Source organism: Kluyvera sp. CHPC 1.2972, from assembly GCF_036759925.1.
Lineage (GTDB): Bacteria > Pseudomonadota > Gammaproteobacteria > Enterobacterales > Enterobacteriaceae > Kluyvera.
On sequence record NZ_JAPKIB010000005.1, the window covers coordinates 160,973 to 185,846 of the forward strand.

At 55.3% G+C, this 24,874-nt stretch carries 22 protein-coding genes; 16 read left to right on the forward strand and 6 right to left on the reverse strand.

Annotated elements, in window-relative coordinates; genetic code table 11:
* Nucleotides 1–247 precede the first annotated feature (247 nt).
* Complete coding sequence (locus V6944_RS10925) at nt 248–442, forward strand: DUF2754 family protein (protein ID WP_333498965.1); 195 nt, start codon at nt 248–250, stop codon at nt 440–442.
* A 76-nt stretch (nt 443–518) separates the two neighbouring features.
* Here the strand turns inward: V6944_RS10925 and ddlA are convergent, their stop codons facing one another.
* The gene (gene ddlA, locus V6944_RS10930; RefSeq protein ID WP_333498966.1) at nt 519–1,619 is read right to left on the reverse strand and encodes a D-alanine--D-alanine ligase; all 1,101 of its coding nucleotides are present in this window, start codon (nt 1,617–1,619) and stop codon (nt 519–521) included.
* 275 nt (nt 1,620–1,894) lie between these two features.
* Between ddlA and V6944_RS10935 the strand changes: the two genes are divergently transcribed.
* From V6944_RS10935 to V6944_RS10950, 4 genes are all read left to right on the forward strand, one after another.
* Nucleotides 1,895–3,094 carry a multidrug efflux MFS transporter gene (locus V6944_RS10935; protein WP_333498967.1) on the forward strand — a complete coding sequence of 400 codons (1,200 nt, stop codon included), beginning with the start codon at nt 1,895–1,897 and terminating at the stop codon, nt 3,092–3,094.
* Between the two features lie 304 nt (nt 3,095–3,398).
* Nucleotides 3,399–3,653, forward strand: coding sequence for a sigma-S stabilization anti-adapter protein IraP (locus V6944_RS10940; protein ID WP_333498968.1), 255 nt, complete (start codon nt 3,399–3,401; stop codon nt 3,651–3,653).
* A 106-nt stretch (nt 3,654–3,759) separates the two neighbouring features.
* Entirely contained in the window at nt 3,760–5,169 is a 1,410-nt protein-coding gene (gene phoA, locus V6944_RS10945) for an alkaline phosphatase (protein ID WP_333498969.1), read from the forward strand.
* A gap of 99 nt (nt 5,170–5,268) precedes the next feature.
* Nucleotides 5,269–5,604: a PsiF family protein gene (locus V6944_RS10950; protein WP_185667199.1), complete on the forward strand. Its 336-nt coding sequence runs from the start codon at nt 5,269–5,271 to the stop codon at nt 5,602–5,604.
* A 68-nt stretch (nt 5,605–5,672) separates the two neighbouring features.
* Here V6944_RS10950 and proC read toward each other — a convergent pair whose 3' ends face one another.
* Entirely contained in the window at nt 5,673–6,482 is an 810-nt protein-coding gene (proC, locus tag V6944_RS10955; protein WP_333498970.1) for a pyrroline-5-carboxylate reductase, read from the reverse strand.
* Between the two features lie 157 nt (nt 6,483–6,639).
* Here proC and V6944_RS10960 point away from each other — a divergent pair, with 157 nt between their 5' ends.
* From V6944_RS10960 to ppnP, 4 genes are all read left to right on the forward strand, one after another.
* Nucleotides 6,640–7,092 carry a YaiI/YqxD family protein gene (locus V6944_RS10960; protein WP_333498971.1) on the forward strand — a complete coding sequence of 151 codons (453 nt, stop codon included), beginning with the start codon at nt 6,640–6,642 and terminating at the stop codon, nt 7,090–7,092.
* A gap of 273 nt (nt 7,093–7,365) precedes the next feature.
* Nucleotides 7,366–7,890: a shikimate kinase AroL gene (aroL, locus tag V6944_RS10965; protein WP_333498972.1), complete on the forward strand. Its 525-nt coding sequence runs from the start codon at nt 7,366–7,368 to the stop codon at nt 7,888–7,890.
* A gap of 294 nt (nt 7,891–8,184) precedes the next feature.
* Nucleotides 8,185–8,862 (forward strand): AroM family protein, encoded by a 678-nt coding sequence (locus V6944_RS10970; RefSeq protein WP_333498973.1) that lies wholly within the window; start codon nt 8,185–8,187, stop codon nt 8,860–8,862.
* A 78-nt stretch (nt 8,863–8,940) separates the two neighbouring features.
* Nucleotides 8,941–9,225, forward strand: a complete 285-nt coding sequence (gene ppnP / locus V6944_RS10975; RefSeq protein WP_333495188.1) for a pyrimidine/purine nucleoside phosphorylase — start codon at nt 8,941–8,943, stop codon at nt 9,223–9,225.
* Between the two features lie 40 nt (nt 9,226–9,265).
* Here ppnP and rdgC read toward each other — a convergent pair whose 3' ends face one another.
* On the reverse strand, nt 9,266–10,177 hold the full coding sequence (rdgC, locus tag V6944_RS10980; protein WP_333498974.1) for a recombination-associated protein RdgC: 912 nt from the start codon (nt 10,175–10,177) through the stop codon (nt 9,266–9,268).
* Nucleotides 10,178–10,264: 87 nt separating this feature from the next.
* Here rdgC and mak point away from each other — a divergent pair, with 87 nt between their 5' ends.
* Entirely contained in the window at nt 10,265–11,167 is a 903-nt protein-coding gene (gene mak, locus V6944_RS10985; protein ID WP_333498975.1) for a fructokinase, read from the forward strand.
* Between the two features lie 99 nt (nt 11,168–11,266).
* On the opposite strand, the gene sbcC is transcribed toward mak, so the two are convergent.
* Nucleotides 11,267–14,407 (reverse strand): exonuclease subunit SbcC, encoded by a 3,141-nt coding sequence (sbcC, locus tag V6944_RS10990; protein WP_333498976.1) that lies wholly within the window; start codon nt 14,405–14,407, stop codon nt 11,267–11,269.
* Nucleotides 14,404–15,606 (reverse strand): exonuclease subunit SbcD, encoded by a 1,203-nt coding sequence (sbcD, locus tag V6944_RS10995; RefSeq protein ID WP_333498977.1) that lies wholly within the window; start codon nt 15,604–15,606, stop codon nt 14,404–14,406. The genes sbcC and sbcD overlap by 4 nt, the downstream gene beginning before the upstream one ends.
* A 191-nt stretch (nt 15,607–15,797) precedes the next feature.
* Here sbcD and phoB point away from each other — a divergent pair, with 191 nt between their 5' ends.
* The 5 genes from phoB to malZ all read left to right on the forward strand — a co-directional run bounded on the left by phoB (nt 15,798) and on the right by malZ (nt 23,035).
* Complete coding sequence (gene phoB, locus V6944_RS11000; protein ID WP_185667191.1) at nt 15,798–16,487, forward strand: phosphate response regulator transcription factor PhoB; 690 nt, start codon at nt 15,798–15,800, stop codon at nt 16,485–16,487.
* A gap of 21 nt (nt 16,488–16,508) precedes the next feature.
* Nucleotides 16,509–17,804: a phosphate regulon sensor histidine kinase PhoR gene (gene phoR / locus V6944_RS11005; RefSeq protein WP_333498978.1), complete on the forward strand. Its 1,296-nt coding sequence runs from the start codon at nt 16,509–16,511 to the stop codon at nt 17,802–17,804.
* A gap of 409 nt (nt 17,805–18,213) precedes the next feature.
* The gene (brnQ, locus tag V6944_RS11010; RefSeq protein ID WP_333498979.1) at nt 18,214–19,533 is read left to right on the forward strand and encodes a branched-chain amino acid transporter carrier protein BrnQ; all 1,320 of its coding nucleotides are present in this window, start codon (nt 18,214–18,216) and stop codon (nt 19,531–19,533) included.
* Nucleotides 19,534–19,661: 128 nt separating this feature from the next.
* On the forward strand, nt 19,662–21,014 hold the full coding sequence (gene proY, locus V6944_RS11015; RefSeq protein WP_333499053.1) for a proline-specific permease ProY: 1,353 nt from the start codon (nt 19,662–19,664) through the stop codon (nt 21,012–21,014).
* 200 nt (nt 21,015–21,214) lie between these two features.
* Nucleotides 21,215–23,035 carry a maltodextrin glucosidase gene (gene malZ, locus V6944_RS11020; protein WP_333498980.1) on the forward strand — a complete coding sequence of 607 codons (1,821 nt, stop codon included), beginning with the start codon at nt 21,215–21,217 and terminating at the stop codon, nt 23,033–23,035.
* Here the strand turns inward: malZ and V6944_RS11025 are convergent.
* A complete protein-coding gene (locus tag V6944_RS11025; protein ID WP_333498981.1) occupies nt 23,029–23,931 on the reverse strand; it encodes a LysR family transcriptional regulator in 903 nt (300 codons plus the stop codon). The genes malZ and V6944_RS11025 overlap by 7 nt on opposite strands.
* Before the next feature lie 251 nt (nt 23,932–24,182).
* Here V6944_RS11025 and V6944_RS11030 point away from each other — a divergent pair, with 251 nt between their 5' ends.
* On the forward strand, nt 24,183–24,824 hold the full coding sequence (locus V6944_RS11030; protein WP_185667181.1) for a hydrolase: 642 nt from the start codon (nt 24,183–24,185) through the stop codon (nt 24,822–24,824).
* The last annotated feature ends 50 nt before the right edge of the window (nt 24,825–24,874 follow it).

Here is a 24,874-nt window from a genome sequence, read left to right on the forward strand (position 1 = left end):
AGACCTCCAGGATAACGTAAATGCCGATCGTTTCGTGATACTGGGGTGAGTGTGGCAGCAGAAAGGGATTGTCAATATCGGATTTATGGTAAATTTTGAGCAGGAATAATCCTGGAATATCACTCTGACTTATCGATTTTCCGTTTTCGGTTTGACGTTAATCGATTTAACATTTGCGAATTGATGTTTACACCACAGACGCTGGCACGGGTTTATGGCATCATCGTTTTTTTCTGCTGGAGCCGCTATGAAACTGCCTGCAAAAATTCGCCGTGACTGGCATTACTATGCCTTTGCTATCGGTCTGATCTTTATTTTGAATGGGATTGTTGGGCTGCTCGGGTTCGACGCTAAGGGCTGGCAAACCTACGCCGTGGGGATGGTGACCTGGGTGATTAGCTTCTGGCTGGCTGGTTTTATTATTCGCCGTCGGGAAGAATAATTCATTCTACAAATGCATTTTCGGCGTCGCTGCACGACCGGTAGCCCAGCCGAGCGCAGCGACGCCGTGGAAAATCTTACCCGTTCATCGACGTTTTCAGCGCCTTATCGGCCTGATGACGTTCCAGCGCCAGCTCAATCAAGCGCGTAATCAGCGAGGTGTAATCCAGACCGCTGGCCTGCCACAGTTTTGGATACATGCTGATATTGGTGAAACCTGGCAGGGTGTTGATTTCGTTAATCACCACGTCGTTATTTTCGGTCAGGAACACGTCAACGCGCGCCATCCCGCTGCAGCCTAAGGTCTGGTAAGCTTCAATCGCAACGTGACGAATTTTGTCGTTCACTTCGGCGGAGATCGCCGCCGGCACCACCACTTTCGCACCGTTATCGTCAATGTACTTGGTGTCGTAGGCGTAGAACTCGCTGTTCAGGATGATTTCGCCACAGGTGCTGGCCTGCGGGTCATCGTTGCCGAGCACCGCGCACTCAATTTCACGCCCTTTAATGCCCTGTTCAACCACCACTTTGTGGTCAAATTCAAAGGCCAGGGCCACGGCTTGCTGATACTGCTCGGCGCTGTTGACTTTGCTGACACCGACGGACGACCCCTGGTTTGCCGGTTTCACGAACAGCGGCAGACCGAGCTTTGCTTTAATCTCATCGAACGAGAAGCTGTCGCGGGTGCGGCGGGTTAACGTCACAAACGGGGCGATAGAGAGCCCGGCATCGCGCAGCAGACGCTTGGTGACATCTTTATCCATGCAGGCGGCGGAGCCCAGAACGTCAGAGCCGACGAACGGCAGGTTTGCCATACGCAACATGCCCTGCAGCGAGCCATCTTCACCCAGGGTGCCATGAACTATCGGGAAAATCACGTCAATGGCATCCAGCGGCTGACCGCTTGCGGCATTGATCATCTGTTGATGCTCTTTGCCAGGGATATGGGCCAGTGTGATATCGGAAGGACGCAGCGCGATATGGGCCGGGTCGTGGGCATTTAACAGGTAGTTTTGCGCATCGCTGATGTGCCACTGCCCCTGCTTATCGATCCCCAGCAGAACGACCTCAAAACGCGTCTTATCAATCGCTTCTACGATATTTTTAGCAGACTGTAGGGAGACTTCGTGCTCCGCTGATTTGCCGCCAAAAACAATCCCAACCCGCAACTTTGCCATCTCAAATTCCATCCATTCCAAACGCAAAGCACATAACATACCACGGGCGTGGTGAGGCATCTGCCTTTTCCATACCAAACAGCGTAAATCACAGGCAAGGCTTAAGAATAAGTGACTACGTAATAGCGTATGAAGCGTGATATTTATCACACAAAAACGCTGAGTGGCTGATATTGTTCTGAAATAATGCATTAAGCATCTCTGACAATACGGCGCAAAGCGCAACTTGCTAACCTGTTTACTTGTCCTCACAAAAAGAACGAATACGTGTAGTTATGGAATCCTGGAAGGTTAATCTTATTTCTGTTTGGCTCGGTTGTTTTTTCACCGGGTTGGCTATCAGCCAGATCTTGCCGTTTTTGCCGCTTTACGTGGCGCAGTTGGGCGTCACCTCCCATGAATCTCTCTCCATGTGGTCCGGGTTAACCTTCAGCGTCACCTTCCTGGTTTCTGCTATCGTTTCGCCAATGTGGGGCAGCCTGGCCGACCGTAAAGGCCGCAAGCTTATGCTGCTGCGCGCCTCGTTGGGGATGGCGATTGCTATCCTGCTGCAGGCTTTTGCAACCAACGTCTGGCAGCTCTTTTTCCTGCGTGCGGTAATGGGCTTAACCTCAGGCTATATTCCTAACGCGATGGCGCTGGTGGCCTCTCAGGTACCGCGCGAGCGCAGCGGCTGGGCACTCAGTACGCTGTCCACGGCGCAAATCACCGGCGTTATTGGCGGGCCACTGCTTGGCGGCTTCCTGGCCGACCACGTTGGCCTGAGAATGGTCTTTTACATCACCGCGTTTCTGCTGCTGGTGAGTTTCCTGGTGACGCTGTTCCTGATTAAAGAGGGCCCGCGCCCGCAGTTCAATAAAGGGGAGAAGCTCAGCGGGAAGGCGGTATTTGCGACGCTGCCTTATCCGGGGCTGGTAATTAGCCTGTTTGTCACCACCATGGTTATTCAGTTATGTAACGGGTCTATCAGCCCGATTCTGGCGCTGTTTATTAAATCGATGTCGCCGGACAGCAACAATATCGCCTTCTTAAGCGGTATGATTGCTGCCGTTCCTGGCGTATCAGCGCTTATTTCGGCACCGAGGTTGGGTAAGCTGGGCGACCGTATCGGTACGGGTCGCATACTGCTGGGTACGCTGACGTTTGCGGTAGTGCTGTTCTTTGCCATGTCGTTTGTCACCACGCCGTTCCAATTGGGCGTTCTGCGCTTTATTCTCGGCTTTGCCGATGGCGCGATGCTGCCTGCGGTACAAACGCTGCTGCTGAAGTATATTAGCGAGCGCGTCACCGGGCGTATTTTTGGCTATAACCAGTCCTTTATGTATCTGGGTAACGTGGCGGGTCCGTTAATAGGTGCCTCCATTTCAGCGATGGCCGGTTTCCGCTGGGTATTTATTGTTACCGCGGTGATTGTGCTGATTAACCTATGGCAATTGGCGGTGATGCTGCGTCGGGCGCAACCTGTACGTCAGTAATACCGCCAATGAGAGGGAATAAACGTGGCGGCGTTTATTCCCTGATGACCGCGATACAATCTTCGTATTACCTCTTTGCTCCTCGCGTTATTTAATGAGAGAAACGTTTCGCTGATATTGTGAGCAAGTAATTCCATGATATTGGTGGGGATTATATTTTTGCCATGGGCTATTGCAGAATACGTAATATATTGTAATTCTATTCGATGTTGCTGAAGGGGGAATAGCGCCGTAAGGTTTTGCGGTCTATTTATTTTTTCAGGGCTTGAGTCCTGCCCACGCCGTCATACAAGGAAAACGCGCGATGAAAAATTTCATTGCAGAACTGCTGGTCAAGCTGGCCGAAAAGGAAGATGAAGCAAACGCGTTACGTATTCAGGTCGATGCACTTGAGGTGGTAGTGACCACGCTTTTACAGCATGTACAGCAGGGTTCTGGCCCAGTGCTGGAGGACGAAATAGCCGCGACGTTGAATAAGCTCGCGCCTGCAGAACACGCCGACGACCATAATAGCGAACTCTTATATAACCACGTTAAACGGTTATTTCTACATCCCTAAAATTAGTAGGTAATGGCATCATTTTGGGTGTCATTAAAATGTCACGCACTTTTCTTACAGTCTCCATGTTTCATTTTTTAAGTATTTTTTACATGGAGAAACTAACGTGAAATACAGTGCTATTTTTGCCGCATTATTACCTCTGCTGGGTTTATCTGCCGCACACGCGGACACATCAACTGCCATTCTGGATAACCGCGCCGCGCAAGGGGATATTACCCAGCCGGGCGGTGCTCGTCGTTTATCTGCCGATCAAACCGAAGCCATTCGCGCCTCTTTGAATAATAAGCAGGCCAAAAACGTTATTCTGCTGATTGGTGATGGGATGGGCGATTCTGAAATTACCGCCGCGCGTAACTATGCCGAAGGGGCAGGTGGCTATTTCAAAGGTATCGATGCGCTGCCATTGACAGGGCAGTACACGCACTACGCACTGAATAAAAAAACCGGCAAGCCGGACTATGTCACCGATTCTGCGGCGTCTGCAACGGCCTGGAGTACTGGGGTGAAAACCTATAACGGTGCGCTGGGCGTGGACATCCACGAAAAAGATCACCAGACCATTCTCGAGTTAGCAAAAGCGGCTGGCCTGGCAACGGGTAACGTTTCTACCGCTGAACTGCAGGACGCGACGCCTGCTGCGCTGGTATCGCATGTCACTTCGCGTAAATGCTACGGTCCGAGCGTGACCAGCGAAAAATGCCCAACCAATGCGCTGGAGAAAGGCGGCAAGGGCTCCATCACCGAACAACTGCTGAATGCGCGTGCAGACGTGACGCTAGGCGGCGGCGCGAAGACCTTTGCGGAAACCGCGACGGCGGGAGAATGGCAGGGGAAAACGCTGCGTGAACAGGCGCAGGCACGAGGTTATCAGCTCGTTGATAACGCCACGACGCTGGCGGCCATTACCCAGGCTAACCAGGATAAACCGCTGCTGGGCCTGTTCTCCGACGGCAACATGCCGGTACGCTGGGAAGGGCCGAAAGCCTCCTTCCACGGCAATCTTGATAAACCTGTTGTGACCTGTGCGCCGAATACGAAACGCGATGCCAGCGTGCCGACCCTCGCCCAGATGACCGATAAAGCCATCTCTCTGCTGAGCACCAGCGAAAAAGGGTTCTTCCTGCAGGTAGAAGGCGCATCGATTGATAAACAGGACCACGCGGCAAACCCGTGCGGCCAGATTGGCGAAACGGTCGATCTGGATGAAGCGGTACAGAAAGCGCTGGAATTTGCGAAAAAGGACGGCAATACGCTGGTGATCGTCACCGCTGACCATGCCCATTCCAGCCAGATTATCCCACCAGAAACGAAGGCTCCTGGCCTGACGCAGGCGCTGAACACCAAAGATGGTTCGGTGATGGTGATGAGCTACGGCAACTCGGAAGAAGAGTCGATGGAACATACCGGCACCCAGCTGCGCATCGCGGCCTACGGCCCGCACGCGGCGAACGTGGTTGGCCTGACCGACCAGACGGACCTCTACTACACCATGAAAGCGGCGCTGGGGCTTTAAGCCCTGACACCCGCCCGACGGCAAAATTTTGTCGTCGGGTTGGTAATATTCCTTCCAGCGACCAGACTTACGGAGTTCTACTCACAAAAGGATGGTGCAATGAAAACAACATTACTGGTTACCCTACTGTGTGGTCTGTTTACGGCGGGCGCCGTGTCTGCGGCAACGACGGCGGCTGCGCCGGAGAAAACCCTGACGCCGCAGCAGCAGCGCATGAGCACGTGTAATCATGAAGCCGCGTCAAAAACCCTGAAAGGTGATGAGCGTAAAACCTTTATGAGCAGCTGTCTGAAGGGGGAAAGTGCGGCCGCTGATGGCAAAAAACTGACCCCGCAGCAGCAAAAAATGAAGGACTGTAACGCGCAGGCAGCCACCAAAACCTTAAAGGGCGACGAACGTAAAACCTTTATGAGTACCTGTCTGAAAAACAAATAACTAACGGCGCCGTGGGCGCTTTTTTTATGGCAAGAAAATCAGGCCCGGCGGGATGCCGGGCCTGCTACTTATGATTTACTCATCTTCTCTGATTTTTCCATGCATTTGGCCATCGCTTCGATGACCGCAGAGCGGAAGCCTTTCTCTTCCAGCACGCGCACGGCTTCAATGGTGGTGCCGCCAGGGGAGCAGACCATATCCTTCAGCTCACCCGGATGCTTACCGGTTTCCAGCACCATCTTCGCTGAGCCCATGACCGCCTGTGCGGCAAACTTATAGGCCTGAGCGCGTGGCATACCGCCCAGCACGGCGGCATCGGCCATCGCTTCGATAAACATAAAGACGTAGGCTGGCGCCGAGCCGCTGACGCCTACCACCGGGTGGATCATCGCTTCAGCAATCTCTTCAGCCGCGCCGAAGCAGCGGAAGATATTCAGCACATCGGCGATATCTTCCGGCGTCACCAGCGCGTTCGGGGTGACGGAGGTCATCCCCGCATTCACCAGCGATGGGGTATTGGGCATGGCACGTACGATTTTACGATCGTGACCCAGCGCGCGCGCCAGTTGCTCCAGGGTTACGCCCGCCGCGATGGAGACCACCAGTGAGTCTTTATTCAGGCTGGAAGCGATATCACTCAGCACTTTAACCATAATGCCCGGCTTCACGGCACCAAAGACGATGTCGGTAACCTGAGCCACTTCCTGCGGGCTTTGTGCCGCGTTTATGCCGAACTCGTCGCGCAGCGCGGCCACTTTATCCGGTGACGGCGTGTAAACCCAAATCTGCCCAGGAAGTACCTGGCCGCTGGCAATCAGGCCACCAAGAATGGCTTTCCCCATGTTGCCGCAGCCAATGAAGCCAATCTTCTTCTCCATTTCTCTCTCCCTCTGTCTGTTTTTTTCGTAGTTTACTGTTATAGGCGATTCCCGGCGATGGGTAACCTACTTTTATCATTCAGCTGGCAATTATTACGTACGCGCCCCGGCTCTCTGTATAATCACGCTTTGCAATAATATTCACTCTGGAGTATCGATGACCATTTGGGTTGATGCGGACGCTTGTCCGAACGTGATTAAAGAGGTGTTGTTTCGTGCCGCAGACCGCACGCAGATTGAGCTGGTACTGGTCGCTAACCAGTATCTGCGCGTGCCGCCGTCGCGTTTTATCCGTGCGATGGTGGTACCAAAAGGGTTCGACGTGGCCGATAACGAAATCGTTCGCCTCTGTGAGCCCGGCGATCTGGTGATCACTGCCGATATCCCGCTGGCGGCTGAGGTGTTGGAAAAGGGCGGCGCGGCGCTGAATCCTCGCGGTGAACGCTACAGCGAGGCGACCATCAAGGAGCGCTTAACCCTGCGTGATTTTATGGACACCATGCGCTCCAGCGGTATTCAGACCGGCGGGCCTGCAGCGCTCTCCCAGCGCGATCGCCAGCTGTTTGCTGCTGAGCTGGATAAATGGCTGCTGGCGGTCAAACGTGGTTGACGTGATTTCTGTCACATAAATGTGCTACCTTTTGCCGCGATATCCGGCTTGTCAAAGCAAGACACTTTCATGTACTGTTAGCGACACGCTTTGTGGCATGTTTTTTTTACGCTTGAATTACTCCCTACAGCAGCACATGGCGATGAAATAGATCTCAGATTATATCTTGATGTAACACAAGGTTTACACTTACTTGCGTACTAGTTTGGTGATATCATTGTCGCTTCATTCATACATCCCGCATTCACGCGTCATCAGGGGGAATTCCAGGTCATGACACTGCCTATTTTTCTAATCGGAGCCCGAGGCTGCGGAAAAACGACAATAGGCCAAGCGCTTACCCATGCCTGCCATTTTCACTTTGTTGATACTGACCTGGCGTTACAGCAGCAGTCGGGCATGAGCGTGGCGGAGATTGTTGACCTCGAAGGTTGGGAAGGATTTCGCGCCAGAGAGACCCAGACGCTGATGTCGGTCACCCAGCCTGGTACCGTGGTGGCTACGGGCGGCGGTATTATTCTTGCGTCGGTAAACCGCGAATTTATGCGCCAGAACGGTGTGGTTATCTATTTGAACGCTCCAGTACCGGTTCTGGCGCGTCGTCTGGAAGCCTTTCCAGAAGAATCCCAGCGCCCGACGCTGACCGGTAAACCGATTAGCGAAGAAGTGGCGGAAGTGCTGGCGCAGCGAGATGCGCTGTACCGCGAAACCGCCCACTACGTTGTTGATGCCTCTGCTGCGCCAGAGCGCGTTGTCACATTGATTCTTGACGCTCTGCATCTGGCCACGGTCAGCTAGCAGGGCTCGTCCGCTCTCCCTCTTTATTCTTCCTTTTCTCCTCCTCAGATTTTGCTTCTGACGGCCGATATAACCACTTTTATTTCGTGGTTATATTGTGCGTAAGTCACATTTTTGGCTTATTATTAATGTTATAGAATCGTTAAAATAAAGCTTTATCAGGAGAGTACTGGAAATAACGGGAATCTTTACATTCTGCCCGGCGGATGAACTGCTACGCTTTTGAGCGGTATTTTTCATCCATCCAGGTGGCTATGTGTAAAGCGAGCATAAGAGAAGCAGAAGGTAGATAACATGAGTGCAACGATGGCGATTCTTACGATAGGGGTGGTACCCGTCAGTGAAGTGTTGCCGCTATTGACCGAGCACATCAGGGAAGATCAAATCACCCACATTAGCCTGTTAGGCAAAATGAGCCGTGTGGAAGTCATGGAAGAGTATGCACCAGAACCCGGTGAAGAACGTTTACTGGTTCTGTTGAATGATAACCAGTTTGCTGAAGTTTCCCGCCTGAAAGTCGAGCACAGCCTGCAGGCCGTGATTGAGGTGCTGGACAATCAATCCTATGACGTCATTCTGCTACTGAATACGTTTAAATTACGCAGTATGGTGGCGCGCAATGCGATTCTGCTGGAGCCCCAGCGTATTATTCCACCGTTGGTCGCCTCTATCGTTGAGGGACATCAGGTCGGGGTGTTGGTCCCCGTGGAAGCCATTCTCGACGCTCAGCAGGAGAAGTGGCAGATGCTGTCTAATTTGCCGTACTACGCGCTGGCTAACCCGCTTCGTGATACCGACCAGCACCTGATTTCAGCCGCGAATTCGTTACTGGATCAGGGGGCCGACGTGCTGGTGCTCGACTCGTTGAGCTATCACCAGCGTCACCGTGACCTGCTACAAAAGGCGCTGGATGTGCCGGTTCTATTGTCGAATGTGCTGGTGGCCAGACTGGCGGCAGAATTATTGTGTTAAGCGTATGATTTCGCGTGACAGGTTTCTGTTCGCAACCCTATATTGGTCTTTTGATGACGAGATAATAAGGGCCTGTTTATGCTTCAGAGCAACGAATACTTTGACGGAAAAGTGAAATCCATTGGCTTTACCAGCAGCAGCACGGGTCGTGCCAGCGTGGGCGTGATGGCGGAAGGCGAATACACCTTCGGTACCGCGCAGCCGGAAGAGATGACGGTGATTAGCGGCGCGCTGAACGTGCTGTTACCGGGTGAAATCGAATGGAAAGTCTATTCCGCTGGGGAAGTGTTCAACGTGCCGGGCCACAGCGAGTTTAACCTGCAGGTTGCAGAGCCAACCTCTTATCTGTGCCGCTATCTGTAATGCATTCCCTTCCTGCTGAGGCAGGAAGGGGACTTCCCGCTTAACGTTGGGCTTCGCCGCCTAACCCTTCTACCAGGCTTTTAATCATCGCCGCCAGTTCGCCGGTCATCAGAATAAAGTCCGCGTCGAAACGCTGAGCATAGTCGTCACGGTCGATATCTTCGTTCTGATCGCGCAGTTCGTCGCAGAACTTCAGACGCTTAATGGAGCCGTCATCGCACATCACGAACTGAATACGCTGCTGCCAGTCGAGCGCCAGCTTGGTCACCAGCTTGCCGGCTTCGATATGACAGGCGATCTCATCGCACACCAGATCCTGTTTCTTCGCTCGGATCACGCCGCCGTCTTCGAGGATCGCTTTCAGCTCGGCTTCATCCAGAATCTGGAAACTTTGCGCCGCCGATCCGGAACGCACCCATTCGGTCAGGGTCAGTTCGATCGGATTTTCCAGCGTCAGTGGCACCACCGGCAGCGAGCCGAGGCTTTTACGCAGCAGCGCCAGAGTGTCTTCCGCCTTTTTGGCGCTGGCGCAGTCGACCATAATCAGATCGTTAACGGTGTCGATCCACATCATCGTCTGGCTGAAGCGGCTGAAAGCGCGCGGCAGCAGAGAGTGCAGGACTTCATCCTTCAGCGAATCTTTTTCGGTTTTCTTGAGTTTGCGGCCCTGATCGGCCTCGAGCTTTTGGATCTTCGCTTCCAGCGCCTGTTTAATCACCGGAGAGGGCAAGATCTTCTCTTCTTTGCGAGCGCAAATGATGATCTGACCGTTAACTGTGTGCGTCAGCGCATCGCTGTGTGAACCCATCGGCGGTACCCAGCCGGTTTTTGCCATATCCTGGCTGCCGCATGGGGTGAAGGTCATCTCAGCGAGCTGTTTTTCCATCTCATCCGCGCGCAGGGAGATGTCGCGGCTGAGACGATAAACCATTAAATTTTTGAACCACAGCATGATAATTTCCACGGTGTTATCGTTAAATCAGCGGGCAATGATAACGAATTGTCCTCGCCCTTGCATTGTTTTAAACAGGAGTTATGAATGCGAATTGGTATCGATCTGGGTGGAACGAAAACCGAAGTCATCGCGCTAAGCGACCAGGGTGAGCAGCTTTACCGCCACCGATTACCCACGCCGCGTGACTATCAGCAAACCATTGAGAATATTGCGCATCTTGTTGCTCTTGCCGAAGAGGCAACCGGGCAAACGGGGACGGTTGGCATGGGCATTCCCGGCTCAATTTCCCCCTATACCGGGGTGGTGAAAAACGCCAACTCGACCTGGCTCAACGGCCAGCCGTTTGATAAAGATCTCAGCCATCGCCTTAATCGCGAGGTGCGACTGGCGAACGATGCTAACTGCCTGGCGGTGTCTGAAGCGGTGGATGGTGCGGCAGCGGGGGCGCAGACGGTGTTCGCGGTGATCATCGGTACCGGCTGTGGCGCGGGCGTGGCGCTAGGAGGCCGTGCGCACATCGGCGGTAATGGCACGGCGGGCGAGTGGGGGCATAATCCGCTGCCGTGGATGAACGACGACGAGCTGCGCTTCCGGGCAGAGGTGCCGTGCTATTGCGGCAAGCAGGGCTGTATTGAAACCTTTATTTCCGGTACCGGCTTTGCCACTGACTACCAGCGTTTAAGCGGTAAGGCACTGAAGGGAAATGAGATTATGCGCTTGGTTGATGAGGGCGACGCGCTGGCCGAGCAGGCGCTTCACCGTTACGAACAGCGGCTGGCAAAATCGCTGGCGCACGTGGTGAATATTCTCGACCCTGACGTGATTGTGTTGGGCGGTGGCATGAGCAACGTTGAACGGTTATATCAGACGGTACCGGAGCTGGTGAAAGAGTGGGTATTCGGCGGCGAGTGTGAAACACCGATTCGCAAGGCGCTGCACGGGGACTCCAGCGGGGTACGTGGGGCGGCGTGGTTGTGGCCAGCGTGATTTGGCCCTCACCCTAACCCTCTCCCAGAGGGAGAGGGTACCGTTCGGGACCGCTTTTCGCCCTCTCCCTCCGGGAGAGGGCCGGGGTGAGGGGAAATCTCACTCCACGCTAAACGTTTTATCCAATCGGCTATACCCCAATCCGTTGATCTTCTTCACCTTAATCTGCACCGGGATCCGCTCTTTCATCGCCTCTACGTGGCTAATCACGCCGATGATTTTACCGCTGGCGTTGAGCGTATCCAGCGCATCCAGCGCCGTGTCCAGCGTTTCGCTATCCAGCGTGCCGAACCCTTCATCGAGGAACAGGGAGTCGATGCGCGTTTTATGACTCACCAGGTCGGAGAGCGCCAGCGCCAGCGAAAGGCTGACGAGGAAGCTTTCGCCGCCGGAAAGGGTGCGGGTATCGCGCACCGCGTCCGCCTGCCAGGTATCGACCACTTCCAGCTCCAGCGCGTCGCTGACCTTACGCTGAAGCAGATAGCGACCGTGCAGGCGGCTGAGCTGTTCGTTGGCGAGCCACACCAGATTATCCAGCGTCAGCCCCTGGGCAAATTTGCGGAACTTATCGCCCTCTTTAGAGCCAATCAGCGCATTCAGATGCGCCCAGTCCTCCAGCGCGGCGCTGGCTTTTTCTATCTCCAGGAACAGCGACTGCTGCTGCTGGCGATTCTCTTCATCCTGCTTCAACTGCTGGCGCAGCTCGCCCTGGCGTTCGCTGTTTTCACGCAGTTGGCGGGAAATATGCAGGAGCTGCGTCTGGGCATCTGCCAGCGTCAATGCTTCGCTCAGCGTTTCTGGACGCTGAGTCAGATGACGCTGTATGGCCTCCTGCGCCTGTGCCGCTAACGTCTGGTGCTGCTGATGCTGGGTCTCCAGCGTCTGTTTTCGCTGCTCCAGACGCTGGCGTTCATGCTGATCCAGCAGCGCATTGAGAAAGTCCTGGCGATCGCTAAAGTGCGACTCGGCCAACGCCTGGTCGAAGGCCTGCTCGGCCTGCTGCAGACGCTGTTTCTCCTGCGCTTCCTGTTGCTGGAGCGTGTGCCACTGGCTTTCCAGTGACACGCAGTCATGGTGTACCTGCTGCCAGCCGTCGAGCGTCACCGGGTGGGCATCTTCAGGGTTTTGCACCGCGGGAAGGGTATCGAGCAGCGGTTGGATCTGCACGAGCTGCTGCTGAGTCTGCTGAAGCTGTTTTTGCTGCTGCTGCCAGCGCTGGGTATCCGCTTCACGAGCAGCTAGCCAGCGGTGCGCTTCGTCGGGCTGCGGAAGGGCAAGGCCAAAGCCTGTAAGCGTCTGGGTAAGCAAAGCGGTACGCTGTGCTAGCTCATCCTGCTGTTGGGTGTACTGGGTGCGTAGCTCGCGGAGTTGTGCGTCAAACGTCAGGCGCTGGCTGTAGTGATAGCGCTGCTGTTCGGCCTCTTCCTGCGCCGCTAGCCAGCCGTTGATATCGTCAGCAGGCTGTAGCGTGATACCCAACCCCTGAATGACCGTCTGCCACTGTGATGTAAGTGCTTGCTCTCGCTCGCAAAGCGTCTCCAGCTCGGCATTTTCCTGCAGCTGATGTTTTTCCAGCGCGGCGTGCTGACCGCGTAGCGTGGCGCCTTCTTCCGCCAGTTGGGCGACCTCTTTCTCCAGCGCATCGCGGCGGGCTTTGTTGGCATCCGGGGCTAACGCCTGGTACTCCGCCAGTGCAGGATGGCTGGTTGAGCCGCATAGCGGACAGGGCGCGCCTGGTTGTAAACGCGCACGCTCGGCCTCGAGGCGCACGATCGTTGCCTCCAGCTCGCAAATGGCGTTCACGTCATCGCGCTGCTGTTTTTTCTCTTTATAGACCTGACGGAGCTGGGTAAGTCCGGTGGTCAGCGTTTCTAGCTGTTGCTGGCGCTGTTGCTGTGCGTGCAGAAGCTGCTGGCGGCGCGTTTGCAGCGGGATGAACTGCGAATGGAGCGCGCTCAGCTGCTGGCGCAGTGGGCGGGTGGTCGCGTGCTGGGCAATTTGCCCAGCTACTTCTTCCTGAGTCAGCGTTAGCGCTGAGGGTGGCAGTTGGGCGAGCCGTTTTTCCAGCTCGGCCAGACGCTGCGCGCCGGTCTCCAGTTGAGCACGTTCGCGGGCCTGTTGAGTGAAGGCGCTACGCCAGCCGGTCAGTTCCCCCAGCCACTGCTGGATGTGTTCGTTTTCCTGCAGCCACTGCTGAAGCTGACTTTGGGTCTGCTGGAGCGCGGTGGCCTGCTGCTCGGCGCTTAGACGAATGCGGTCACGAAGGCGGCGGGAATCATGTAAGCGAGTATTTACTTGCTCTACTAACTGGTGGGTTTTCACCACCGTGGCGGCCTGCTCTTGCAACTGCGTCCAGCGCGGGCGTAACGCTTCCGCAGGCTGCGCCCGGTTGAGTGCAGCAAGCTGTGGCTGCGCCTCTTCCAGCGCCTGACGGGCGGCAGTGAGCGACTGCTGGTGGATCTTCCCGTCCTGTTCCAGTTCCTGCTGGCGGGTGAGCCACTGCTGATGCAGCGCAGCGACGGTCTGCTGCTGTTGCCACTGCAGTTCGTCAGAAGTAAGCGCCTGCAAACTCTGTGTCAGGGTCTGCTGCTGCTCTTCGCTCAGCAGCACCACGCCGCTGGCCTGCGCCTGAAGCTTCTCCAGTTCCCCCCGCGCCTGCTTATGTTTTTCAAAGACCTGCGCTGAAATCTGACCATAAATTTCAGTGCCGGTTAGCTCTTCGAGTAACTCGGCGCGCTCTTTTGGCTCGGCGTTGAGGAAAGCGGCAAACTGGCCTTGAGAGAGCATCATTGAGCGGGTAAAACGACCATAGTCGAGTCCGGTCAACGAGGCGGTCATTTCCAGCTTGTCTTTAATTTTGTCCGCCAGAATTTGCCCGTCATCGCAGCGCGCCAGCTCGACACGCGGCGCCTGTAGGTTGCCGTCCGGCTGATTGCGGGCGCGGTTCTGGCTCCAGAAGGCGCGGTAGGCTACGCCCTGAACCTCGAACTCGACCTCCGCCAGACATTCGGCGGTGTCACGGGTCATCAGGTCGTTTTGCGACTGGGAGACGTTACTTAGACGCGGTGTCTTGTGGTACAGCGCCAGGCAGATGGCGTCCAGCAGCGTGGTTTTCCCTGCGCCGGTTGGGCCGGTAATGGCAAACAGACCGTTGCTGGCGAACGGCTCCTGGGTGAAATCGATTTTCCACTCGCCCTTGAGCGAGTTGAGGTTTTTCAGGCGCAGGCTGAGAATTTTCATGGTTGTTCCTCCTCGCCAAGGCTCTGGAGCGTGTCATTAAACAGCGCGTGCAGGCGCTGTTGCTGCGGCTCCTCCAACGTTTCCAGCGCCAGGCGGCGCTGAAATACCTCTTCGACGCTCAGTTCGCTCAAGGTTTCGCGCTCAAGGCTTGCCAGAATGCGCTGGCGCTGTTCACGACTGCGGCGCACCAGCAGCACGTCGACCGGCAGGTCGTCAGTGATGGCCTGAATTTTACGTTGAATGTCATGCAGGTATTCGTCGCTGGTGATTTCAATATCCACCCAGGTGCTCGGCTCTGCGGCGGTATCGCGCCATTCGGCGAGCTGGGCGCTGATAGCGTCAAAATCGCCTTTGATTACCGCCAGCGGCTGAGTCACGGGCACGGTAAGCGGCGTGACGTCGGCAAGCTTGCCGTCGCTGAAGCTCACCAGATTGACGCTTTTGGCTTTGCCGGTTTCATCAAAGCTGAGAGCGATAGGCGAACCGCTGTAGCGAATATGCTCGCTGCCGCCGATTTTCTGCGCCCGGTGGATGTGGCCCAGCGCGATATAGTCGGCAGGCGGGAAGTTTTGCGCCGGAAACGCGTCCAGTGTGCCAATATAAATGTCGCGCACCGCGTCACTTTTGCTGGCTCCGACGGTGGTCAGATGGCCGCTGGCAATAATCGGCAGCGTGGCGTCGCCGCGCAGTTCACAAGCCTGCTGGTATTGCTGCTGGTAATAGTCGGTAATGCTCGCCAGCACCTGCTGGACTTTTTCGCCGCCGGAGAGCCCCGCCTGACTGGTAATAATGTCACGCGGGCGCAGGAACGGCACCGGGCAGAACACCGCGCCGGGCGTGCCGTCGCGGCGATTCAGAATAAAGGGGGCATGGCCGGCGCTGGCGATCACCGTGGTATTCAGAAATGAGAGAATATCGCGGGATTCATTCAGCGTTGCCACGGAGTCATGGTTGCCCGCCAGCACAACCAGATGGCAGCCGGTCTGCTGCAAATTGACCACAAATCGGTTGTACAGCTCGCGCGCATAGCTTGGCGGGGAGCCGGTATCGAAGATATCGCCCGCGACAATAATGGCATCCACCTGCTCGTGTTCGGCGGTGGTGAGCAGCCAGTTCAGGAACGCGTCATGTTCAGCCGCGCGGCTTTTGCTGTAGAAGTTCTGGCCAAGGTGCCAGTCCGATGTGTGGATGATGCGCATAGCGGTTCCGTGAGAAGTGGCGTAAAGTTGATTATAAACATCAGCCTACGTTGAGGTCGATGAGCGCGTTTTGCGTGTGTCATAAACGGTAAACCGCGATCATCTAACGGTCATGTTTTTCATAAATCTGTCATAAATCTGACGCATAATGACGCCGTATATAATACTGATGTCTAAAAACAGGGCAAATAATGGCAAGACGTATTCTGGTCGTTGAAGATGAAGCGCCAATCCGCGAGATGGTCTGTTTCGTTCTGGAGCAAAACGGTTTTCAGCCGGTGGAAGCAGAAGATTACGATACCGCTATCAGCAAACTGAATGAACCCTGGCCCGATCTTATTCTGCTCGACTGGATGTTACCGGGCGGCTCGGGACTGCAATTTATTAAGCATATCAAACGTGAAGCGCTGACGCGTGACATTCCGGTAGTGATGCTCACTGCTCGTGGTGAAGAAGAAGACCGCGTGCGGGGCCTCGAAACCGGCGCCGACGATTACATCACCAAACCTTTCTCGCCAAAAGAGCTGGTTGCCCGCATTAAAGCGGTAATGCGCCGTATTTCACCGATGGCGGTGGAAGAGGTGATTGAGATGCAGGGGCTGAGCCTTGACCCGACCTCTCACCGCGTGATGACCGGTGAAAACCCGCTGGATATGGGGCCAACCGAATTTAAGCTGCTGCATTTCTTTATGACGCACCCGGAGCGCGTGTACAGTCGCGAACAGCTGCTGAACCACGTCTGGGGCACCAACGTTTATGTTGAAGACCGTACCGTCGACGTGCATATTCGTCGTCTGCGTAAGGCGCTGGAACACAGTGGTCATGACCGCATGGTGCAAACCGTTCGCGGCACGGGTTATCGTTTCTCTGCCCGTTTCTAATTTTTGACAGGAGTGTGACGCGTGCTGGAACGGCTGTCATGGAAAAGGCTGGTACTGGAGCTGCTGTTATGCTGTCTCCCGGCCGCGATACTGGGACTGATTTTTGGTTATCTGCCGTGGTTTTTACTGGCGGCAGTGACCGGGCTGCTCATCTGGCATTTCTGGAATTTACTGCGACTCTCCTGGTGGCTTTGGGTCGACCGAAGTATGACCCCTCCGCCGGGACGCGGCAGCTGGGAGCCCTTGCTCTACGGGCTTAATCAGATGCAGCTGCGTAATAAAAAACGCCGCCGCGAGCTGGGTAATTTGATTAAGCGCTTTCGTAGCGGCGCCGAGTCGCTGCCGGATGCGGTGGTGCTTACCACCGAAGAGGGGGCCATTTTCTGGTGTAATGGCCTGGCCCAGCAGCTGCTGGGGCTTCGCTGGCCCGACGATAGCGGGCAGAATATCCTCAACCTGCTGCGTTACCCCGAATTTATCCAACACCTCAAAAAGCGCGATTTCTTAAAGCCGTTGCATCTGGTGCTGAACAGCGGTCGCCATCTGGAGATCCGCGTGATGCCGTATACCGACCGTCAGTTGCTGATGGTGGCGCGCGATGTCACGCAGATGCACCAGCTGGAAGGGGCGCGGCGTAACTTCTTCGCCAACGTCAGCCATGAGCTGCGCACGCCGTTGACCGTGCTGCAGGGCTACCTGGAGATGATGCAGGAGCAGGTGCTGGAAGGGAACGTGCGTGAGAAAGCGCTGCACACCATGCGTGAGCAGACGCAGCGTATGGAAGGGCTGGTTCGACAACTGCTGACGCTCTCTAAAATCGAGGCTTCACCGACGCTGGCGCTGAACGAAAAGATTGATGTACCGATGATGCTGAAGGTAGTGGAACGCGAAGCGCAGACGCTCAGCCAGCATAAGCACCAGTTCCACTTTGAGATTGATGAGACGCTGAAAGCGCTGGGTAACGAAGAACAACTGCGAAGCGCGATGTCGAACCTGGTCTATAACGCCGTTAACCATACGCCGGAAGGCACGTTGATTACCGTACGCTGGCAACACGCGCCGCACGGGGCATTGTTCAGCGTCGAGGATAACGGCCCGGGGATTGCGCCTGAGCACCTGCCAAGGCTGACCGAGCGTTTTTATCGCGTTGATAAAGCGCGCTCGCGGCAGACCGGCGGCAGCGGTTTGGGACTGGCAATTGTTAAACATGCGGTTAATCATCACGATAGTCGACTGGATATTACCAGCGAGCCCGGCAAAGGTTCATGCTTCAGCTTCCTGCTGCCGGAACGTTTAATTGCCAGAAATAGCGAGTAATTTCACCCTTGTCAGCTTAACTTTCCACAGACCAGCTTCGGCTGGTCTGTTTGCTTTGCAGTCAAGTAAACCCCGCGTGATTTACGAACGTCTGATTATTTTTTGTTCGCATGATTAGCCGGATGTTTTTCTTAAATCCAGTTAATACGTCTGCCTATTTTTTCACTATCAATATAATCATCTGGTTTTGCGATCCCGTGTTGCTTTAAAACGTTATAAGCGTTTAAATTGGCCCCCATGCAGTCGTAAACAGACTGTATATGCGCGGTAAATCAAAAAACTATTCTTCTCTACGCCGCGAAGGGAGCATATCCCGCTGAGTTTATTGTCAGTTTCCTCTGCATCATTCCACAGGCGCTGGCACAATAAATTTGTTTTACAACACCACATCCACAGGCTGTAGTTACATATGACCCATCAATTAAAATCGCGTGACATCATCGCTCTGGGCTTTATGACCTTCGCGTTGTTCGTTGGCGCAGGCAACATCATTTTCCCTCCAATGGTTGGTTTGCAGGCCGGTCCTCACGTCTGGACTGCCGCGATCGGCTTCCTGATTACCGCCGTTGGTCTTCCGGTACTGACCGTGGTCGCGCTGGCGAAAGTGGGCGGCGGCGTGGACAGCCTGAGTACGCCAATTGGTAAAGTCGCGGGCGTGCTGCTCGCGACGGTCTGCTATCTGGCGGTTGGCCCGCTGTTTGCGACGCCACGTACCGCCACTGTCTCGTTTGAAATCGGGATCGCGCCGCTGACCGGCAGCGGTGAACTGCCGCTGTTTATCTACAGCGTTATCTACTTCGCGCTGGTTATCCTGGTGTCGCTCTATCCAGGTAAACTGCTGGATACCGTCGGCAACTTCCTGGCGCCGCTGAAAATCCTGGCACTGATTGTACTGTCCGTTGCCGCCGTGATGTGGCCAGCTGGCCCGATTAGCCATGCGATGGAAGCCTATGAAACTGCAGCGTTCTCAAATGGCTTTGTGAACGGCTATTTGACCATGGATACGCTGGGCGCGATGGTGTTTGGTATCGTTATCGTTAACGCCGCGCGTTCCCGCGGTGTGACCGAAGCGCGTCTGCTGACTCGCTATACCATCTGGGCTGGCCTGATGGCCGGTGTCGGCCTGACGCTGCTGTACCTGGCGCTGTTCCGCCTGGGTTCCGATAGCGCGACGCTGGTCGATCAGAACGCGAACGGTGCGGCAATCCTGCACGCTTACGTACAGCATACCTTCGGTGGCGCGGGCAGCTTCCTGCTGGCGGCATTGATCTTCATCGCTTGTCTGGTCACCGCAGTGGGCCTGACCTGTGCTTGCGCCGAGTTCTTTGCCCAATACCTGCCGTTCTCCTACCGTACGCTGGTCTTTATCCTCGGCCTGTTCTCTATGGCGGTGTCGAATCTGGGGCTGAGCCACCTGATTCAAATCTCTATTCCGGTGCTGACCGCGATTTATCCGCCATGTATCGCACTCGTAGTGCTGAGTTTTACCCGCAATTGGTGGCATAATTCGGGCCGCGTTATTGCACCACCGATGTTTATCAGCCTGGTATTTGGTATCCTTGACGGCATCAAAGCCTCTGCTTTTGCAGATGTGCTGCCGGCGTGGACTGCCCGTTTACCGCTGGCCGAGCAAGGCCTTGCATGGCTGATGCCGACGGTTGTGATGGCGGTTCTGGCGATTATCTGGGACCGTACAGCAGGTCGTCAGGTGACATCCAGCGCCCACTAATCGGCGTTTGCATCAAGGTGTTTTAACCACGGAACGTGATGTTCCGTGGTTTTTTATTTTGGGTACTTTCACCTAAGTTGTTCGCGTTGCGGCGCGATGATGATGGGTATGACATGGCACTGGAAACGATGGAAAACAACAAGCTGAAGCGCGGGTTAAGCACCCGGCACATTCGCTTTATGGCCCTCGGATCGGCCATTGGTACGGGGCTGTTCTACGGCTCCGCCGATGCGATTAAGATGGCTGGGCCTAGCGTTCTGCTGGCCTATATTATTGGCGGCGTTGCCGCGTATATCATTATGCGTGCGCTGGGCGAAATGTCCGTGCATAACCCGTCTGCCAGCTCCTTCTCTCGCTACGCGCAGGACAACCTGGGCCCGCTGGCCGGTTATATCACCGGCTGGACCTACTGCTTTGAGATCCTGATTGTGGCGATAGCAGACGTCACCGCCTTTGGTATCTACATGGGCGTCTGGTTCCCGGCGGTGCCGCACTGGATATGGGTGCTCAGCGTGGTGCTGATCATCTGCGCCATCAACCTGATGAGCGTGAAGGTGTTCGGTGAGCTGGAGTTCTGGTTCTCGTTCTTCAAAGTCGCCACCATTATCATCATGATCGTGGCTGGTTTTGGCATCATTATCTGGGGTATTGGCAACGGCGGGCAGCCAACGGGTATTCATAACCTGTGGAGCAACGGCGGCTTCTTCAGCAACGGTTGGCTCGGTATGGTGATGTCGCTACAGATGGTGATGTTTGCCTATGGCGGTATCGAGATTATCGGTATTACCGCCGGTGAAGCGAAAGACCCACAGACCTCTATTCCGCGCGCGATCAACTCTGTACCGATGCGAATCCTGGTGTTCTACGTGGGTACCCTGTTCGTCATTATGTCCATCTATCCGTGGAACCAGGTTGGCACCAACGGCAGCCCATTTGTGATGACCTTCCAGCATCTGGGGATCACCTTCGCAGCCAGCATCCTTAACTTTGTGGTACTGACGGCATCGCTGTCGGCGATTAACTCCGATGTGTTCGGCGTGGGTCGTATGCTGCACGGTATGGCGGAGCAGGGCAGCGCACCGAAGGTGTTCGCTAAAACCTCCCGTCGCGGTATTCCGTGGGTGACGGTGATGGTGATGACCATCGCGTTGCTGTTTGCGGTATACCTCAACTACATCATGCCGGAAAACGTCTTCCTGGTGATTGCGTCGCTGGCGACCTTCGCCACCGTGTGGGTGTGGATTATGATCCTGCTCTCGCAGGTGGCCTTCCGTCGCCGCCTGTCGGCTGATGAAATCAAAGCGCTGAAGTTTAAAGTGCCTGGCGGCGTGGCGACGACTATCGTCGGTATCGTCTTCCTGGTCTTTATTATCGCGCTAATTGGTTACCATCCGGATACCCGTATTTCGCTGTACGTGGGCTTTGCGTGGATCCTGCTGCTGTTAGTCGGCTGGGCATTTAAAACCCGTCGTAGCAAATAATCTACCCTATCACGTAGCCCGGACGAGGTGCGTATACACCGACTCCGGGTCTTTCCCGGCGTCGCTTCGCTCGGTCGGGCTACCCTATTTTTCCCCCTCTATTCTCCGCCCCCGTCCTCCTCCCTACAAAAAAGTACAAAAGATGAGTAGGGTGCAATAGTCGTATGGCAAGGTGGGCTCACTTTGAGGATAGGGGATAGATGATGTTGAACGCCTGGCACCTTCCTGTTGCTCCCTTTATTAAACAGCAGCAGGACAAACTCATTATCACGCTGTGGCTTCGCGGCGATGACCTGCCGCAGCGAGTGACGATGCGCTCGGAAGTCGATAACGAAGAGATGGCGGTACCGATGCGCCGCAGCGGCAAAGCGCCGAGCCACGATATCGTGCAATGGCGCGCAGAAATTGGTCTGCATGAAGGTCAACCGCGCCGTCGTTACGCCTTTAAACTGCTGTGGGATGACCGCCAGCAGTGGTTTTCGCCAACAGGCTTTAGCGCCTTTCCGCCAGCCAAGCTGGCGCTTTTCGCCTTTGATAGCCCGGATGCAGGCCCGCAGTGGGTGACTGAACAGGTTTTCTATCAGATTTTCCCGGACCGTTTTGCCCGCAGCCCGTCGCGTAGCGACCAGCAAGACAACGTCTACCATCATCACGCGGCCGGTCACGACATCATTCTGCGCGACTGGGATGAACCGCTTACCGCTGAAGCGGGTGGCTCGACCTTTTACGGCGGCGACCTCGACGGCATCAGTGAAAAGCTGCCCTACCTGAAAGCGCTTGGGGTGACCGCGCTGTACCTGAACCCGGTGTTTACCGCGCCCAGCGTGCATAAATACGATACCGAAGATTATCGTGAAGTGGACCCGCAGTTCGGCGGCAACGATGCGCTGCTGCGCCTGCGCCATCACACCCAGCGCGAGGGGATGCGCCTTGTCCTTGACGGGGTGTTTAACCACAGCGGCGACACTCACGCCTGGTTTGACCGTCACAACCGCACGGCGAACGGGGCCTGCCATCACCCGGACTCACCGTGGCGCGATCATTATAGCTTCTCGCCAGAGGGCAAGGCGCTCGACTGGCTGGGCTACGCCAGCTTGCCTAAGCTCGATTACCAGTCTCAGGCGCTGATTGACGAAATCTACGGCGGTGAAGACAGTATCGTTCGTCACTGGCTGAAAGCGCCGTGGAATATGGATGGTTGGCGGCTGGACGTGGTGCATATGTTGGGTGAAGCGGGCGGCGCGAAGAACAACCTGAAGCACGTGGCGGCGATAACCCAAGCGGCGAAAGCCGTGCGGCCGGATGCCTACGTCCTCGGTGAGCACTTTGGTGATGCGCGTCAGTGGCTACAGCAGGATGCAGAAGATGCGGCGATGAACTATCGCGGCTTTACCTTCCCGCTGTGGGGTTTTCTCGCCAATACCGATATCTCCTACGACCCGCAGAAAATTGATGCGCAGACCTGCATTGCGTGGATGGAAGATTACCGTGCCGGGCTGTCGCATCAGCAGCAGCTGCGCATGTTTAACCAGCTTGATAGCCACGATACGGCACGCTTTAAATCGCTGCTCGGCCGTGATGTGGCGCGTCTACCGCTGGCGGTGGTCTGGCTGTTTAGCTGGCCCGGCGTGCCTTGTATTTACTACGGTGATGAAGTCGGACTGGACGGCGATAACGATCCGTTCTGTCGTAAGCCATTCCCGTGGGATGAAAATAAACAGGATAAAAACCTGCTAGCGCTCTACCAGCGTCTGTCGGCGCTGCGTAAAGCGACGCCTGCGCTGCGCCTTGGCGCCTGCCAGGTGCTCTATGCGGCGGGAGATGTGGTGGTGTTCCTGCGCGTACTTGGCGCTGAGCGCGTGCTGGTCGCGATTAATCGGGGGGAAGCCTGCGACATTACGTTAGCGGACTCTCCGCTGCTGCACGTAGCCCGCTGGCATCGCCGGGAGGGCGATGCGCAGCTTGAGGGCATGGGCCTGACGCTACCGGCTGTCTCCGCGTCGGTGTGGACCGGTCACTGATAGAGACGGCGAATCTCAGCGCTGGCGAGCAGGGTTTCACGCCACCAGCGCTGAGCGAGCCCGTCGCTGCCGTTGCGCCAGGCGATATAGGCGACATCTTTCTGGCGAAACGAGTCTACCGTTTTCTCCACCAGTTCTCCTGCTGCCAGCCACGGGCTGGCAATATGGCGGGGGAGGAATCCGCAGCCCATACCGGCACGAAGCAGCGTCACCTTACTGTGAAAATCGTCGACGCGAATCTGCGGCTGTTCATCCATCAGGTTGGTCTGCAAGGGGTGGCATACTCGCGCGCTATCGCTTATCACCACCGCGCGATGTAAACAGAGCTGCTCGTTGGTTAAGCCCTCTGAGGCGGTCGCCAGCGGATGGTTCGGGGCGACCACAAACACGTTATCCAGCGTGCCGAGCATACGATATGACCAGGCGGCCGAGGTGGGCGGTTCGTTAATTGCGCCGAGGATAATATCTGCGCCGTTATGGGTCAGTTCTTCCCAGGAACCCGCCAGCGTGTGGTGGGTAAAGTTGAGGCGCGTCTGTTTATTCAGCGCATAAAATGCGTCGATCGCCGGCAATAGCGCGGCAAAGGGAAACGAGTCGTCCAGCGCAATCGCTAGCTCTTTTTCCCAGCCAGAGGTTAGCTGTATCGCCTGTTTTTCCAGATCTTTCGCCGCATTGAGCAGTAGGCGGCCCTTTTCCAGCATCATGCGTCCGGTATCGGTGAATTTTGCCCGATGCCCGGAGCGGTCGAGCAGCGTAATGTTCAGGTCGCTTTCCAGCTTTTGAATCATATAGCTAAGCGCTGCGGGCGTTTTAAACAGCGAATCAGCAGCGGCGGCAAAGGTCCCGTGTTTCTCAAGAGCATCAAGAATAAGCAGTACGTCCAGATTGATTCGCATAATGGGAAAATATCCTGAAAATTAAACCACTACGTTGTAACGAATAGTGAAAAACAATGCCAGTGAATAAATTAGATAAAAGCGTCGCATTTTTTTGATGCTGATTTATTACCGTCACAAGATGGTAAGTTTTCTTTAATAACTCGTTAGAAATTTCCCGCTATACTCAACAAGCTTTCTGATTCAGGATCCTGCTGCTGACGGCAGTTTAAGACCGTTACCTTTTAACTTATTGATTAAGAAGGTGTGTTATGTCTATCCGGGAACTGATTGACCCTAAAAACTCTGCGCTTATTTTTATTGACCATCAGCCACAAATGTCATTCGGTGTGGCGAATATTGATCGCCAGACATTAAAAAATAATACCGTAGCGTTAGCGAAAGCTGGGAAAATATTTAATGTTCCGGTCATTTATACCTCCGTCGAAACGAAAAGTTTTAGCGGTTATATCTGGCCAGAATTACTCGCCGTTCATCCTGACGTTAAGCCTATCGAACGTACCTCAATGAACTCCTGGGAAGATGCTGCTTTTGTGAAAGCGGTGGAAGCGACCGGACGTAAAAAACTGATTATCTCCGCGCTGTGGACTGAAGTCTGCCTGACTTTCCCGGCGCTGATGGCGCTGGAAGCGGGCTATGAGGTTTACGTGGTGACCGATACTTCTGGCGGCACCTCCGTGGATGCCCATGAACGTTCTATCGACCGCATGGTACAGGCCGGTGCGGTGCCGGTGACCTGGCAGCAGGTGCTGCTGGAGTACCAGCGTGACTGGTCGCGTAAAGAGACCTATGACGCGGTGATGGATCTGGTGCGTGAGCACAGCGGCGCCTATGGGATGGGCGTGGATTACGCCTACACCATGGTGCATGGCGCGCCTGAGCGCAAAGCTTAAGGCCAGAGATCCGGTGGGGCGATGACCCCGCCGGTTTGCAAGCGCAAGGA

Bases quoted from the DNA above. Each gene is read 5' to 3' on its own strand.
- V6944_RS10970 (WP_333498973.1), top strand. From the start codon at position 8,185: ATGAGTGCAACGATGGCGATTCTTACGATAGGGGTGGTACCCGTCAGT.
- proY (WP_333499053.1), top strand. From the start codon at position 19,662: ATGGAAAACAACAAGCTGAAGCGCGGGTTAAGCACCCGGCACATTCGC.
- V6944_RS10935 (WP_333498967.1), top strand. From the start codon at position 1,895: ATGGAATCCTGGAAGGTTAATCTTATTTCTGTTTGGCTCGGTTGTTTT.
- V6944_RS11030 (WP_185667181.1), top strand. From the start codon at position 24,183: ATGTCTATCCGGGAACTGATTGACCCTAAAAACTCTGCGCTTATTTTT.
- malZ (WP_333498980.1), top strand. From the start codon at position 21,215: ATGATGTTGAACGCCTGGCACCTTCCTGTTGCTCCCTTTATTAAACAG.
- sbcC (WP_333498976.1), bottom strand. From the start codon at position 14,407: ATGAAAATTCTCAGCCTGCGCCTGAAAAACCTCAACTCGCTCAAGGGC.
- aroL (WP_333498972.1), top strand. From the start codon at position 7,366: ATGACACTGCCTATTTTTCTAATCGGAGCCCGAGGCTGCGGAAAAACG.
- ddlA (WP_333498966.1), bottom strand. From the start codon at position 1,619: ATGGCAAAGTTGCGGGTTGGGATTGTTTTTGGCGGCAAATCAGCGGAG.
- sbcD (WP_333498977.1), bottom strand. From the start codon at position 15,606: ATGCGCATCATCCACACATCGGACTGGCACCTTGGCCAGAACTTCTAC.
- V6944_RS10940 (WP_333498968.1), top strand. From the start codon at position 3,399: ATGAAAAATTTCATTGCAGAACTGCTGGTCAAGCTGGCCGAAAAGGAA.
- ppnP (WP_333495188.1), top strand. From the start codon at position 8,941: ATGCTTCAGAGCAACGAATACTTTGACGGAAAAGTGAAATCCATTGGC.
- V6944_RS11025 (WP_333498981.1), bottom strand. From the start codon at position 23,931: ATGCGAATCAATCTGGACGTACTGCTTATTCTTGATGCTCTTGAGAAA.
- mak (WP_333498975.1), top strand. From the start codon at position 10,265: ATGCGAATTGGTATCGATCTGGGTGGAACGAAAACCGAAGTCATCGCG.
- phoB (WP_185667191.1), top strand. From the start codon at position 15,798: ATGGCAAGACGTATTCTGGTCGTTGAAGATGAAGCGCCAATCCGCGAG.
- rdgC (WP_333498974.1), bottom strand. From the start codon at position 10,177: ATGCTGTGGTTCAAAAATTTAATGGTTTATCGTCTCAGCCGCGACATC.
- V6944_RS10950 (WP_185667199.1), top strand. From the start codon at position 5,269: ATGAAAACAACATTACTGGTTACCCTACTGTGTGGTCTGTTTACGGCG.
- brnQ (WP_333498979.1), top strand. From the start codon at position 18,214: ATGACCCATCAATTAAAATCGCGTGACATCATCGCTCTGGGCTTTATG.
- V6944_RS10960 (WP_333498971.1), top strand. From the start codon at position 6,640: ATGACCATTTGGGTTGATGCGGACGCTTGTCCGAACGTGATTAAAGAG.
- V6944_RS10925 (WP_333498965.1), top strand. From the start codon at position 248: ATGAAACTGCCTGCAAAAATTCGCCGTGACTGGCATTACTATGCCTTT.
- proC (WP_333498970.1), bottom strand. From the start codon at position 6,482: ATGGAGAAGAAGATTGGCTTCATTGGCTGCGGCAACATGGGGAAAGCC.